Below are 13,213 nucleotides of genomic sequence, written 5' to 3'. Positions count from 1 at the left end.
GCAGCACCTCCGGCAGCGGCGGTGGGGCTGTGACGCTCAAGGTTTCCGCCAAAAGTAATCCAAACTCGGTTGCCGGGGCGCTCGCCGCCGTGCTGCGCGAACGCGACACCGCGGAAGTGCAAGCCGTCGGCGCCGGGGCGATCAATCAAGCGATCAAGGCCGTCGCCATCGCGCGCAGCTATTTAAAGGGAGCGAAGCTCGACATCGTCTGCACCCCGTCGTTCGTCTTGGTGTCGATCGACGAGAGCGAACGAACCGCGATCTCGCTCAAAGTCGAACGCCGTAAGCTCGAAGAGAAGGTAGAAGACGTTGAGAGTTGACCTCCATTCGCACTCGACGATGAGCGATGGAACCCTCACCCCCCAGGAGCTCTCCGATTTCATGGGCGAGCGCGGGGTGGAGATCTTTTCGATATCCGATCACGACACGACCGCGGCGTACGGCAACTTTACGCCGCCGCCCGGGGCGCGGGTGATCGTCGGCATCGAGATCAACACGACCTGGAAAGAGAATGAGGTCCACGTCCTCGGGTACGGCGTGCCGCTAGGGCCGTCGCCGATTAACGAACTGCTGGAGTATAACCAAGATCAGCGCCGCGTCCGCGCCGAGACGATGGTCGACCAGCTGCGCAAGGCCGGCTACGGCATCACGCTCGACGACGTTTTAGCCGAATCGGGCGACGCGCTTTCGATCGGGCGCCCGCACGTGGCCAAGGCTCTCGTGCGCCTGGGGATCGTCAGCAGCGTCGACGAGGCCTTCAAACAGGCAATCGGCGCCGGCCGGCCGGGTTACGTTCCGCAGCTCTACACGACTCCCGAGCATGCCATCGAGAAGATCGCGGAGGCCGGAGGGCTCCCCGTGCTCGCCCATCCGGGTCGCTTGAAGGATCGAGTGCTGATCGACGAGCTTGCGCCTCGCGGGCTGCGCGGTTTAGAAGTTTTCTACCCGCTGCACAACGCCGCCGACGTCGCCGAGTTTCGCGAAGCGGCGCGCCGCTACAATTTAGTGATGACGGCCGGCATGGACTTCCACGACATCCGCTATCACACCAAAGGTGTCGGCATGGAGGTGGCGGCCGAGGATCTCGAGCCGTTCTTCGATCTGGTGGCGGCGGTTGCGTAGGTTTTGCGTTTTGATGCGGGGCAGCTACATTCCGGCTCGGACACATTCGTCGCGCCACATCCGTGTGGCGCTCCTATCGACTGCCTCGCGCCTTCCGCATCCTGCTCCGGCGCTCGGTCAGACGGTCCTCGCCGGAACGTAGCCGTCCCGCATCAAAACGCAAAACCGAAGCGAAATTAGTTCGTTAGGTCCTGGGAGATTTGGGTGCGGATCTGGTGGAGCAATTGGTGGGCGGCGGCCTCGTGCGTTCGCAAGCGCGCTTCCTGGCGCGCGATCGTCGCAGTCTCCTTCATATATTTGTGGTTGACGCGCACGTTGTACGCGCAAGCCGCAACCGCGGCGTAAGCGAACTCAGCCGCGCAGCCGATATCGCTGACCAGCGCGTTGGTTTCGAGCTCCAGCAGCTGCGCGGCGAGTTCGAGCACCCGTAGGCAGAGTGCGCTAGCCCGTAGCGGCGCCTCCGCGGCGCGTTCGAGCGCGAACTCGAGAGCCTCACGCCGCGCCTGTGCTTCGGCGGGCGTCGCCTTGGGAAGCGCTTGCGCGGAGACCACCCGCTGGAAGGCCTTCTCGTCGTGCTCTTGCGCGGTTTTGAGCTCGGCGCGCAACTCTTCGCTCCGGGTGACGATCTCGGCAAGCGTCGCGGCTGCATCGGGCGGCTTGGGCCTGCGTCCAGCGATCCGCCCGACCATCGCGGTTAGGGCGGCGCCGATCGCGGCGACGAGCGTTGCGGCGCTGCCGCCGCCGGGGACGGGGGAGTCGGAAGCAAGGCGTTCCAGATACGCGTCGAGCCGGTCCACGCTGCGTGGGTTGGCCCGGGCGAGGGAGCGGGCCTGCGTGCCGGCGGCGACGAAACGTTTGCCCACCTTTTTTGCTTGGAAGTCAGGAGTCTACTTGTCTATTTTGGATTCAGCCCCAGCTGGTTCGGTCCGGGATCTCGGACGAGCGGAGGCGGGGCGGGCGCGGATCGGCTGGGCCGCGTCTTACATGCCGGTGCTCAAACAGATCCACGATCGCTTCGAGCTGGAGAAACCGCTCACCGGGATCCGGATCGGCGCCTGTCTGCACGTCACGACTGAAACCGCAAACCTCATGCTTGCCCTACAGGCCGGAGGCGCTGAGATCGCGCTGTGCGCGAGCAATCCGCTCTCGACGCAAGATGACGTGGCCGCCGCGCTCTGCGAGTACGGCATCGCGACGTATGCGATCAAGGGTGAAGATAACGATACCTATTACTCGCACATCGAATCGGTGATCGCGACCAAGCCGCAGATCTCGATGGATGACGGCTGCGATCTGGTCACGACGATCTACACTAAGCACCGCGAGCAGCTCACCGGGATGATCGGCGGCTGCGAAGAGACGACGACGGGCATCATCCGCCTGCGCGCCATGCAGCGCGACGGCGTCCTTCCCTATCCGGTGATCGCCGTGAACAACGCACTAACCAAGCACATGTTCGACAACCGCTACGGCACCGGCCAGTCGACGCTCGACGGGATCATTCGCGCGACCAATGTTTTGCTCGCCGGACGGACGCTGGTCGTCGTCGGTTACGGCTGGTGCGGGCGCGGCATCGCCTCGCGGGCCGCGGGCATGGGGGCGCACGTTGTCGTCACCGAAGTCGATCCGCGGAAGGCGATCGAAGCGGTGATGGACGGCTATCGCGTCATGCCGATGACCGAAGCCGCCAAGATCGGCGACATCTTCGTCACGGTTACCGGCAACTATCACGTGATTCGCGAAGAGCACTATAAGCTGATGAAGGACGGCGCGATCGTCTCCAACTCGGGGCATTTCAACGACGAGCTCGATCTCGATTCGATCCGCAGAATGGCGATCCGCAAACTTGAGCCGCGTGAATTCGTCGAGCAGTACGAGCTCCAAGACGGCCGCATGATCTGCATTCTGGCCGATGGCCGCCTTGTGAACCTGGCCGCGGCCGAAGGCCACCCGGCGGCGGTGATGGATATGTCGTTTGCGAATCAAGCGCTCGCGACGTCGTACCTCGTCAAGCATTATAAAGAGCTCGAAAAGCGCGTCTACGACGTGCCGCTGGAAATCGACGAAGAAGTCGCGCTCCTCAAGCTTGCCTCGATGAGCGTCGATATCGACACCCTCACGCCCGAGCAGGTCAAGTACATCGCGTCGTGGAGCGAAGGAACCTGATGGCGTATAAGCGGCTCTTTACCAGTGAGTCGGTGACCGAGGGACACCCCGACAAACTCGCCGATCAGATCTCCGACGCGGTGCTCGACGCGCTGCTCAAGGACGATCCCTACTCTCGCGTAGCCGTCGAAACGTTTGCAATCACCGGGCAGATTCACATCGCCGGCGAGGTGACTACGAAAACCTACGTCGACATCCCGAAGCTCGCGCGAGAGGTCGTGCGCGACGTCGGCTATACGCGGTCGGCGATCGGGTTCGATGCCGAGACGTGCGGCGTCAGCGTCTCGATCGACGAGCAGTCCCCCGACATCGCGATGGGCGTGGATCGTTCGTGGGAGGCTCGTTCCGGGGACGACGACGAGTTCGAGCGCATCGGCGCCGGCGATCAGGGCATGATGTTCGGTTACGCCTGCCAGGAAACCGAGGAGCTGATGCCGCTGCCGATCGTCCTCGCGCACAACCTCACCCGCCACCTCTCGGCAATGCGCAAGAACGGCGACATCCCCTATCTTCGCCCCGACGGCAAGTCGCAGGTTACGATCGAGTACGATGGCGACCGTCCGGTACGCGTCGAGGCCGTCGTGCTCTCGACGCAGCACGATCCCGAGATTCCGCTCGAAGAGATTCGCCGCGAGGTCCGCGAGCGCGTGATCGATCACGTGATTCCGAAAACGATGTTCGACGAGCACACGCGCGTCTACGTCAATCCGACCGGCCGGTTTGTCATCGGCGGCCCAAAGGGTGACGCGGGGTTGACCGGCCGTAAGATCATCGCCGATACCTACGGCGGCATGGCGCGCCACGGCGGCGGCGCTTTCTCCGGCAAGGATCCCACCAAGGTCGACCGCTCGGCGGCGTACGCCGCGCGCTGGGTCGCCAAGAACGTCGTCGCGGCCGGGCTCGCCGACCGCTGCGAAGTGCAGGTGGCCTACGCAATCGGCGTCGCGCATCCGGTGAGCGTCTTAGTCGAAACCTTCGGCACCGGCAAGCTGCCCGACGAACAGATCGCGGCCGCGGTCCTGAAAGTGTTCGATCTGCGCCCCGCGGCGATTATCCATAATCTCGATCTCCGGCGCCCGATCTACAAGCAAACCGCGGCGTACGGTCACTTCGGCCGCCCCGATCTCGACCTGCCATGGGAACGCGTCGACCGTGCCGACGCGCTCCGCACTGCTACTTCATTCAGTGGAGAACAGCTACGTGTACCAAACTTTGCGCACTAAAGCGGCCGTAGCGGCCGGAGCGTTCGTGCTGCTTTGCGGCTCGCTGGCGCCGGCCGGCGCGACGACGTTTACCTCATCGCAAACGTTGAAGTCGGGAACGCGGATCGCGTGCGTGCTCGACGAGCACATGGATTCGTCCAAGCTCAAGTACGGCGACAAGTTCACGCTGCGGGTCACCGATACGTCGCACCCGGTTCTCGCCGGCTCGGAGATCATCGGCTACATCACAGAGGTCCGTCAGCCCGGGGGCGCCAACCGCGCGCGCGTGGGCTTCATGCTGACGGCGATCAAGCTTTCGAACGGAAAGAAGAAGAGCATCAGCGCGACCGTCATCAGCAAGCGCGTGGTGCCGATCAATCCCGGCGCGCAGTCGGCATCGCGCCAGCAGCTCTCGCCGATGGCCGGCGTTCCGTACGGAACCGCGACGCCCGGCCCAATCGCGTGGCAGATGAATATCGGCAGCGGTCCTTCGAACGTCAATACGAGCTCCTCGCCAAATCTCGGCGGCTACGTCTACGCGATGAACTCGAACGAGCCGATCGTCGTTAACGCGGGCACGCCGGTTACGGTCGAACTCACCGAGAGCCTGACCGTTCCGTAGGGTTCAGGAGCTGGTCCATCGTGCATTGACGCGGCGCTTTATCGGGGCGCCAGCGTAAGAGACGGGCGGCGTGGCGAAAGCGTCGCGCCGTCGTGTGGTCGAAGGCAACCTCCACCACGATCTCCGGGCGAACCGGAAACCATTGCGCGTCGGCCGCACGCCGCCAGCGGCTCGGACCGCCGGGTGCATTGCCGGTAAATCCGGGAGGCTCAACGATCGGTTTGAGCAGGTCCGCCGCGCGTTTGCGATCCGGTACGCCCATCGAACCGACGAACCCGATGTGATCGAGCAGCCCCTCTTCGTCGTACAGCCCGAGCAGCAGTGAAGCGATTGCGCCGCCCGAGCTTGTCCGGAAACCGCCGATGACGCAGTCGGCGCCGTAGCTGCGCTTCACCTTCACCGCCGCATCGCGCCCGCCGAACGCGTACGGCACGTTTTTCTTCGCGATGATTCCGTCGAACCGAGCCAGACTGCCGGCAAGCCATTGTTTTCCGAGGGCGGGATCGTCGGTTGCGGGCGAAATCGCCACGGTCGCATTTTTAGCAAAGTTGCGGTGCATGAAGTCTTCGAGGTGTTCGCGCCGCTCGCGTAGTGCACGCTCGAAGAGCGCGTCGCGACCGCTCACCAGCAGATCGAAGAGCACGTACGTTGCGGGCGCCTCGACGGCGAGCTTGCGTACGCGGCTCTCGGCCGGGTGGATGCGCTGAAGCAGCGCGTCGAAATCCGAGCCGTCGCCGGCGGGGACGATCAGCTCGCCGTCGGTGACGAAGCGGCTCTCCTTTGCGCTTTGGAGGGCCGCGACGATTTCGGGAAAGTAGCGCGTCAGCGTTTCGCCGGATTTCGACTGGAGCTCGACGTCGTGGCGATCGCGAAACGCGATGCAGCGAAAGCCGTCCCACTTCGGTTCGTAGCTCCACTCCTCACCTTCGGGAATGCGCGCCACTTGCCGCGTCTCCATCGGCTCGATCGGCGGCGGGAGAGCAAGCTCCTCAAAGCGCCGCACGGGTGTCCTTTCCCTTCAAGCCGCCGAGATCGAAGCGGCCGCGACTCTGCAGCAGCGGCTTCCAGAGGTCGCCGATCTTCGCGACGCGGCCGGGCACGTTAAAGACGGTGAAATCGGTCAGCTCGCAGCCGGCCTCGATCTCTTCCCACGTCACCGGCGTCGAGACGGCCGCCGCCTCGTTCGGACGCACCGAGTAAATTGAAGCTAGCGTCTTTCCGAAGGCGTTCTGGTTGTAATCGACGAGCACTCGCGACTTCGGACGGTCCGCGACGCGGTAGATTGCCGTGAGGACGTCGGGGTGGGCTTTGGCGATCTGCACGCCGATAGCTTTTGAGACCTCCCAGACTTCGTGCTGAGTGAACTCTTTGCGGATCGCCACGTAGACGTGCACGCCGCGGCTGCCGGTCGTCTTCACGAAGGGCGTCATGCCGATCCCGGTCAGCACGTCGCGCACGATCAGCGCGGCTTCGCGCACGGTCTCAAATCGCGTTTCGGGTGTCGGATCGAGGTCGAAGTGAATGTAGAGCGGATAGTTCGGCTCGTCGCAGAGCGAGTACCAAGGGTTGAGATCGATGCACCCGAGGTTGATGAGCCACATCAATGACGGGCGGTCGTTGATGATCGGAAAGTCGATGACGTTGCCCGAGCGGTGCTCGACGGCGCAGGTGACGATCCACTCCGGCCGCGGGTTCGGCGCGCGCTTCATATAGAAGAAGTCGCCGGTCACCCCGTGCGGGTAGCGCTTCATCACCATCGCTCGGCCGGCGACGTGCGGGAGCAGCGCGTCGGAGACGCTCAGGTAGTAGCGGAGCAGGTCGCCCTTCGTCAGGCCCAACTTCGGGAAGTAGACCTTCCTCAGGTTGGTCAGCGCCACACGGCACCCGTCAACCTCAATGGTTACGTCGTCTACGTCGGCGGGTATCTCAACCGTCGGGCGGGCCTGCTTCGCGTTCTCCGGCACGAGGTGCGATATACCCGAAGGGGAGTCGAGCCTCCCTCGTGGAACCCCCGTCCGCCGGCCACTCCGCCGCCCGACCGTTCCCGGTTAGCTCAGTTGGTAGAGCAGCTGACTGTTAATCAGCGGGTCGTTGGTTCGAGTCCAACACCGGGAGCCACTCCAAAATGCCCCCGCAAAATCAGCGTTTCTTGTGGGGGACTCCTTTTTGTCTGGCTCACTTTGGGAACTAGGATGGCTTGAACGCGGCTAGCCGCATCACGCTGCATAGTCGGCGAGACGTGTGAATACGTGTCGGCGGTAATTGCGATCGAGGCGTTCTGAGACGCTCGCCTGCCATCTTGAGGTTTACGCCGGGCTTCGAGCATCAGTGTAGCGCTTTGCTGGCGCAGATCGTGGAAGCGAACTGGCGCGTCAATCTTCTTCGAAAGGCCGGGACCATAAAGGGTTGAGCGCTTGGGGACAAAGCGCTAGCATGGAAGTATGGTCTACGCACCGGCATTCGTGGGTTCGCTAATCACCCATGAGCCTTTCGATCCCAGATACTGCCCACCACATGCAATCGGATACCTCCGTCCAACAGCGGCACCCTCAAGTGAGCAAGTCGTTGCGGGAGGCAACGCAAAGTGGACCGATGACTATACGTGGGTCGCATGGTTTCCAGAAAAACATCCCGTGGTCACGCTTACTTACAACGCCGAGTCTTTCAAGGTGAAGGGTCCGGGCTCATATCGGTTTTACCACGGTGTGTATTGATTTTTGGGGGCTCAAACGTTTGCGTTGATCCCAGAGTCAGCCTAATGGGCGTCATTATGGTCATGGCAAGCGGCGAGTCTTACGTCCGCCCAGGTTGCCGAAGCAAATATCTGTGAAGCCTCCCTGAAGCTGGAGCAAAGACATGTTACGTCGCCTGGTTTGTAGTTTAATAGCCAGCGCGCTGTTGCTGCCGGTCGCGGCGGCAGCGCAAGTCAAGGAATTGAACTTTCCCGTCCGTCCCAATGCAATAGCCGTGCGGCTTGAATCGGATAAGCCTGTTTACCGCGTGGGAGAGCCGATCGAGCTCAGGCTAATACTGATCAATCGAACCTCTCAAGCGATTATTTATGCAAATGCTCCGCCGCCCTACGCGGTAAGTAAGCTCACGGTCGTGAACGCTGCCGGAAATACTGTGCCTACGACGGCGCCTCACGGCCCGCAGTACGGATTTGAGAGTTCTATGGATCCCACTGAGCTAGAGCCCGGCAAGCCTTTTGTTATGGAATACAGCGATGCAGAAACCAATGGCGCGACGGGCGATTGGGTGGACATCAAGCACTGGAACTACGACATTGGGCCCGGTACCTATAGAATCACTGCCTCCATCGAGATCGGGGCCTTTGGCAAAAATGCGGCACAGTTCACAGCAGCTGCGCGATCGAATGAAGTTAAAATAACGGTACTAAAATAGCACCTTACGGCTTAGGGGGTGTGGCCGCGACCGCCCCAATTAAGCAAGTTTCCCGGCTGTCGCGTCAACCCGAGATTTGGGCGTCGGCAAACCAGGAGCCGCCTGCCCCCTGGGTAAAGGAACCAGGAGATGCGGAACGGGCTTACCCTCGCCGCGGTTATCGTTTTGCTGGCGCTATGGTGCCGGCCGGATCGCTTGCGGAGACGACGCTGCGCACGGAAGTGGTGACCTCGGGGGCTTCGCCGGTTCGGGTCGATTCGTGCCGCGCTGCGCTTAGCGATAGCCGTCTCTACATCGCCGCCGCGGTCGACTTCACGAACATCAGCCCGCAGCCCGTCAACGCAGTGCGGTTCGTCTTTGACGTCCAGGACACGTTCAGCGCGATCACGCAATCGATGGGCCTTGATTGGCTCGGGACCTTCGCGCCCGGCGTGCCGATACTAGCCCGTAGGAACCTCGCTGGCACGGTTGGAGCAGTCGGCCAGGAGAATACAGCCTCGAGCCCCGTCAACGTCATCTGCCGCGTTCAATACGTCCGCTATGCCGACGGCCGAGTGTGGAAAGACGGCGATCGCACTGCGCCCGTTGCGCCGGGCCTCTACTATCCGCCGACTCCTGCGCCGAGCGCTACTCCTCAAACTCGTAGGAGCCTGGATTGACCCTTTGCATTGCGGCCCTATGCCAAGACAAAGACCAGCCAATGGTCGTGCTGTCTTTTGATTCACGCATTGAAACCTCGATCGGCGCGCTTGACGCCTTTTTACGCGCACCCTGAGCGCCTTTTATTACTTTTTTGTCGTCAAAAGTGAGGAGTTTTCCCATCTTGCGCGCGACGTCGCGCTGCATATCCGTACTCACGCGCTGGTAGAAGTCGCCGGTGATCGCGATGTTGGCGTGGCCAAGGCGTTCGCTTGCGATCTTTAGATTCACGCCAGCGGCGAGCATCAGCGTTGCGGATGTATGCCGGAGATGATCGTGGAAGCGTATCGTCTCGCTAATCCCTGCCTTTTTTAGAAGCGGTTTGAAGCTACGCCTCTGAAGTTCGACGGCCGCAAGTGGCCGCCGTATCGATCGACAAAGACGAGCGGCCCGGTATAGCCGGCCGCAGCTTGCCGCGCCTTTGTGGGGCTCGAGCATGGCTAGCGCTCTGGCGTCGAGGACGATCGCATGTTTGCCGGCGCGTGTTTTAGGTTCTGGGGCCTTAAACGTGTGCGGATCGAGCGCGCGATTCACACGGATCGTACCGTTGACGATATCTTCCCAGCGTAGAGCAAGCAGCTCGCTCTGCCGCATCCCGGTATTCAACGCGAGAAAATAAGCGTGAAAAAGCGGATCGTTCTTTGCGAATGTTAGGAAGCGCTGAACCTCCTCGGGAGAAAGCGGATGCCGCTCTTGTCGCGGGATCGCCGCGCCTTTCGCCGGGTTGGAATCGATAAGTTGCCATTGAACGGCGCGATCGAGCGCGCGGCGCAGGACGATCAATGTTAGCGCCTGCGTGCGCGTCGCAGCTTTGTTCTCGGTGACGAAAAGGTGCTGTATCTGCGCCTCGTCGATATCGCGCAGGCCCGTATTGGCGATCCGGCACGTCTTGAGGTGCTTCTCGAAATCGATGTTGTAACTGCGGTAGGTCGTGGTGCGCATCGACGGCTTGACGACCATCGAGAGCCATCGTTCCAAAAACTCAGCGAGACGGATGCCGGGGTCGCGGGCCGATTCCCGTCGCGCCCAATAAGGCTCTGCGCGCCCTGGTGTGCGTTCCGTTCAGCGGTCCCCTCGAGTTCGAGCAAGGCGACGAGCTCACGACGCGCTGCGTCCGGCGTACAAAGCACTCGAGGAGCGAATGCTATCGCTGGACCTTGGCAAAGCGCTGAAGGGGCTCGATTCGGCTGTTAAGTTTGGCTACCGCCGGCGCGTCAGGAGCGAGAGCTCACAGCGCGCCGTCGCTGCGATCGCTGGCTAGAGATCGACTGAACCCTCAGAAATTAGAGGTTCCCGTTTGAACGTCGCAGATCCCATAACCCGAGCGCCGAGAGGATAGCGGAAAAAACGGAGGTCACGGCGAGCGCGAGCAGAGTCCAAACGAAGAAGAACGCTCCGCTGGACTGAGCGACAATGCCGGCCGACAGCCCTCCTGCTCTGCTCACGTGGACGCTGAAAACTACCATGCCCGCGACGGATCCGAGGAGTATGATCGCGTACCCTGACCGCCGCTCGGCGAGCATCAGCGTCCCGTATAGCCAGATGACGAGCACAGCGATTACCACGACGTTTGACGCCGGGGACTTATCGGTCCCATAGACGATATCATCCGTCAAGTGAAATGAGAGGAGTATGATCGAGAGCAGGGACACGATGGTTAAGACATTCGTCCGCTTCATAAGAACCTACTGACGGTGCCTTGCTTCCCAGAAAATCGCGATGAGTACGCATAGCAGAACGGTGACGCAGACTATGGCGGTAGCGACGACTATGGCGGTCGGCAAGCTCATCTAGGCTTCTCCCTTTCTGGCCTACCCTGGTTACGGATCGGGAGCGGTTAAGTTTCGGCATGTTATGCTAGGTTTACCAAACGCCGCCGGACCCCCGATCCAAACTGAATCAGTACCGGCAGACCTCATTGACGTACTGCGAAACCGCCTTATTGCGTAATGCAAAATGCGCGTTGATCACCAACTGACTAGTCCGTTGCTGCTACCGCGACGAAAATGGAGTTGGCGGGGACGCGCGTAAGTGCCGCTTATCGTGGCTAAAGAGACACCGAAAAGACGCACCGTGAAGCGGACTCCGCTCACCTCGCTCGATGGTCTCGGCGATGACCGCGCTTTCAACGCGCACTATGTCGGCGGCACGACCGTCGTCTATAACTGAGCGTGCTGGATTCAAGCGCCGTACCGGCGAACCCGGGGGCCTTTGACAGCCATCGGAAAGGGCACGCGGGTAAAATACCGTGGCGAACACTGGCATGTTCGGAGGCCCCCACAATCGCATCCCTCGGGAATATCTACGAACTATCGAAGACGCCGCCAAATGTCCGCGTCGTCGATCGTGAGTTTGAAATCGACGAAGAGATCCAGCAGAGCCCGGGACTGGCTACGCGTAAGCCCTAAATCGAACCCCGACGGGCGATCAGATGTCGGCGCGTTCACGAGGTAGCGCAGGTTTTAGTCCAACACCGGGAGCCATTTCCAAAAGGCCTTGCGAGGGCGAGGGGTCGCTGTTGCGGATTCGGTGTTCGGCTAAAGCAAAGGGCCCCGGCACCAGGCGCCTCACTTGCGCTTTGTTATTAAGTCGTTTGTTAAGCGACCGTGAAAACCGGACGGAGCCGGAAGTACCGCGAAGGTGTGAATGTAGTCGTCCGCCAGACTCTTAAAAACGTCGTACGGCTTCCCGCCTTTCGGATACTTGTAGTAGCCCATATAGCGTTCCGTCTTAGCATTGCCGAATCGTCCCGATAAGGCAATTGCTCCTTGTATCCAAATGCCGCCTTTCGCTCCCTTTAGTTTTGTAGTGCCCACAACGCTCACGCCGGAATCGGCGACCGCGAGACGGTAGATTTCATTAGGGGGGTTGTTGTGACGCCGGCCTCGGGTTTCAGCAGTGACATATTTGCCGTCCCACTGCAGAGAGGTAACCCAGGCGTTTAGGGTTAGGGAAAAGCTTTTAAATGACTGACTGGTCGCCGTGAACTCGGCTAGCACTTCTTGCTCGGGCTTAATCTCACTCAGAAAGAAAAGGTTGCCTTGATTGTCGTAGGTACAAGCTCCGTAGGCCAACAGGTCGGGGTCGTTGTAGATCTGCGGCTGGCTCGAACCTGGCGGATAGATGGCTACGTAGCCATCGGCAGCGCTTCCGGCCTTATTCACTGTTACGGCAAGGTTTCCGGTGGTCGAGTCCGCGCTACAGGCTGAAACTTCGTAGCCCTGCGGCGGCGAAATGGTCGCGTTCGCAGATGTTGCGCCGTAGGGAAACTGCAGTAGTACTAACTGGCCGGAAATGTTTGTAGTAAAGTAAATATTCCCAGTCACGGCATCCGGGCAGCCCTGCCCATATCCCCCCGTTTGCGGTGTCAGCGTCCCGAGTTCTTTCACTGCGGGGTATGAGTACATCGTCTCGACGCGGCCACCTACGTACAACAAGTCGGAGTATGTCCCTGACGTTCGTGCGGCCTGAACGCTCGAAGCGCTTCCCGGAATCGTGCCGACGCTTTGTCCGCCGCATCCGGATAACGCGAAAAGCACAATAGCTAGCCAGGCGTTGCCGATAAAATAATTGCGGTTCATCCCTTGCTCCTTATTCGCTTCATTCGCTCCGGAGGTACCTTGAGGGCGGGACGGAGATCGCTATGCCCCATAGCCTTGCATTCGCTTCTGTTTTCCGGTGTCGCCTCTGGAAGCGGGCTGTATCGCTTTTTCATTCGAACGCTCGAGGTGATCTGCGGAGACATGGACGTAGACCCGCCGCAACCAGTAAAAGTGCATAATATATTTCGGCTCCAAGCGAGTTACCTTGAGGCCGCCACGGAAACGATAACGCTGTAAACGTGGGAATTGGTTTTGATTCGCTTTCCTATCCTATGGCCACCAGCAGGATATGCCCAAGACGCTATACCGTAGCGGTTCTCCGTGGCATTCATTGTGGGTGATATGAACGTGCTCCCTTGCAGCCAACCGCCGATGAAGCCACCTATGTACTTAGG

At 60.9% G+C, this 13,213-nt stretch carries 13 protein-coding genes and 1 tRNA gene; 8 read left to right on the top strand and 6 right to left on the bottom strand.

Annotation, left to right across the window (positions count from 1 at the left end; all coding sequences use genetic code 11):
- Positions 1-29: 29 nt before the first annotated feature.
- The gene (locus VGG51_10910; GenBank protein HEY1883537.1) at positions 30-320 is read left to right on the top strand and encodes a stage V sporulation protein S; all 291 of its coding nucleotides are present in this window, start codon (positions 30-32) and stop codon (positions 318-320) included.
- Positions 310-1,122 carry a PHP domain-containing protein gene (locus tag VGG51_10905; protein HEY1883536.1) on the top strand — a complete coding sequence of 271 codons (813 nt, stop codon included), beginning with the start codon at positions 310-312 and terminating at the stop codon, positions 1,120-1,122. Before VGG51_10910 ends, VGG51_10905 begins: the two co-directional genes overlap by 11 nt.
- Before the next feature lie 176 nt (positions 1,123-1,298).
- Here the strand turns inward: VGG51_10905 and VGG51_10900 are convergent, their stop codons facing one another.
- Positions 1,299-1,985 (bottom strand): cyclodeaminase/cyclohydrolase family protein, encoded by a 687-nt coding sequence (locus VGG51_10900; GenBank protein ID HEY1883535.1) that lies wholly within the window; start codon positions 1,983-1,985, stop codon positions 1,299-1,301.
- A gap of 37 nt (positions 1,986-2,022) precedes the next feature.
- On the opposite strand from VGG51_10900, the gene VGG51_10895 reads away from it, so the two are divergent.
- The 3 genes from VGG51_10895 to VGG51_10885 are packed head-to-tail and all read left to right on the top strand — an operon-like array spanning position 2,023 to position 5,112.
- Positions 2,023-3,288 carry an adenosylhomocysteinase gene (locus VGG51_10895; GenBank protein HEY1883534.1) on the top strand — a complete coding sequence of 422 codons (1,266 nt, stop codon included), beginning with the start codon at positions 2,023-2,025 and terminating at the stop codon, positions 3,286-3,288.
- Positions 3,285-4,511, top strand: coding sequence for a methionine adenosyltransferase (gene metK, locus VGG51_10890; protein HEY1883533.1), 1,227 nt, complete (start codon positions 3,285-3,287; stop codon positions 4,509-4,511). Before VGG51_10895 ends, metK begins: the two co-directional genes overlap by 4 nt.
- Positions 4,489-5,112 (top strand): hypothetical protein, encoded by a 624-nt coding sequence (locus tag VGG51_10885; GenBank protein ID HEY1883532.1) that lies wholly within the window; start codon positions 4,489-4,491, stop codon positions 5,110-5,112. Before metK ends, VGG51_10885 begins: the two co-directional genes overlap by 23 nt.
- On the opposite strand, the gene VGG51_10880 is transcribed toward VGG51_10885, so the two are convergent.
- Both VGG51_10880 and ligD read right to left on the bottom strand, forming a co-directional pair.
- The gene (locus VGG51_10880; GenBank protein ID HEY1883531.1) at positions 5,087-6,115 is read right to left on the bottom strand and encodes an ATP-dependent DNA ligase; all 1,029 of its coding nucleotides are present in this window, start codon (positions 6,113-6,115) and stop codon (positions 5,087-5,089) included. The two genes, VGG51_10885 and VGG51_10880, sit on opposite strands and share 26 nt — an antisense overlap.
- On the bottom strand, positions 6,102-7,076 hold the full coding sequence (gene ligD, locus VGG51_10875; GenBank protein HEY1883530.1) for a non-homologous end-joining DNA ligase: 975 nt from the start codon (positions 7,074-7,076) through the stop codon (positions 6,102-6,104). The genes VGG51_10880 and ligD overlap by 14 nt, the downstream gene beginning before the upstream one ends.
- A gap of 78 nt (positions 7,077-7,154) precedes the next feature.
- Between ligD and VGG51_10870 the strand changes: the two genes are divergently transcribed.
- The 3 genes from VGG51_10870 to VGG51_10860 all read left to right on the top strand — a co-directional run bounded on the left by VGG51_10870 (position 7,155) and on the right by VGG51_10860 (position 9,176).
- Positions 7,155-7,230 (top strand) — tRNA-Asn (locus VGG51_10870).
- A gap of 738 nt (positions 7,231-7,968) precedes the next feature.
- On the top strand, positions 7,969-8,517 hold the full coding sequence (locus VGG51_10865) for a hypothetical protein (GenBank protein ID HEY1883529.1): 549 nt from the start codon (positions 7,969-7,971) through the stop codon (positions 8,515-8,517).
- Between the two features lie 176 nt (positions 8,518-8,693).
- Positions 8,694-9,176, top strand: coding sequence for a hypothetical protein (locus tag VGG51_10860; GenBank protein HEY1883528.1), 483 nt, complete (start codon positions 8,694-8,696; stop codon positions 9,174-9,176).
- Here VGG51_10860 and VGG51_10855 read toward each other — a convergent pair.
- From VGG51_10855 to VGG51_10845, 3 genes are all read right to left on the bottom strand, one after another.
- Positions 9,145-10,176 (bottom strand): site-specific integrase, encoded by a 1,032-nt coding sequence (locus VGG51_10855; protein ID HEY1883527.1) that lies wholly within the window; start codon positions 10,174-10,176, stop codon positions 9,145-9,147. The two genes, VGG51_10860 and VGG51_10855, sit on opposite strands and share 32 nt — an antisense overlap.
- 323 nt (positions 10,177-10,499) lie before the next feature.
- Entirely contained in the window at positions 10,500-10,895 is a 396-nt protein-coding gene (locus VGG51_10850) for a hypothetical protein (GenBank protein ID HEY1883526.1), read from the bottom strand.
- An 888-nt stretch (positions 10,896-11,783) separates the two neighbouring features.
- Positions 11,784-12,797 (bottom strand): hypothetical protein, encoded by a 1,014-nt coding sequence (locus VGG51_10845; protein HEY1883525.1) that lies wholly within the window; start codon positions 12,795-12,797, stop codon positions 11,784-11,786.
- Positions 12,798-13,213: the final 416 nt, after the last annotated feature.

This window comes from Candidatus Cybelea sp. (assembly GCA_036489315.1).
In the GTDB taxonomy this organism is placed as follows: domain Bacteria; phylum Vulcanimicrobiota; class Vulcanimicrobiia; order Vulcanimicrobiales; family Vulcanimicrobiaceae; genus Cybelea.
This window is presented reverse-complemented; position numbering and strand designations above follow the sequence as displayed.

Bases quoted from the DNA above. Each gene is read 5' to 3' on its own strand.
- VGG51_10865 (HEY1883529.1), top strand. From the start codon at position 7,969: ATGTTACGTCGCCTGGTTTGTAGTTTAATAGCCAGCGCGCTGTTGCTG.
- VGG51_10860 (HEY1883528.1), top strand. From the start codon at position 8,694: ATGGTGCCGGCCGGATCGCTTGCGGAGACGACGCTGCGCACGGAAGTG.
- VGG51_10855 (HEY1883527.1), bottom strand. From the start codon at position 10,176: ATGGTCGTCAAGCCGTCGATGCGCACCACGACCTACCGCAGTTACAAC.
- VGG51_10850 (HEY1883526.1), bottom strand. From the start codon at position 10,895: ATGAAGCGGACGAATGTCTTAACCATCGTGTCCCTGCTCTCGATCATA.
- VGG51_10845 (HEY1883525.1), bottom strand. From the start codon at position 12,797: ATGAACCGCAATTATTTTATCGGCAACGCCTGGCTAGCTATTGTGCTT.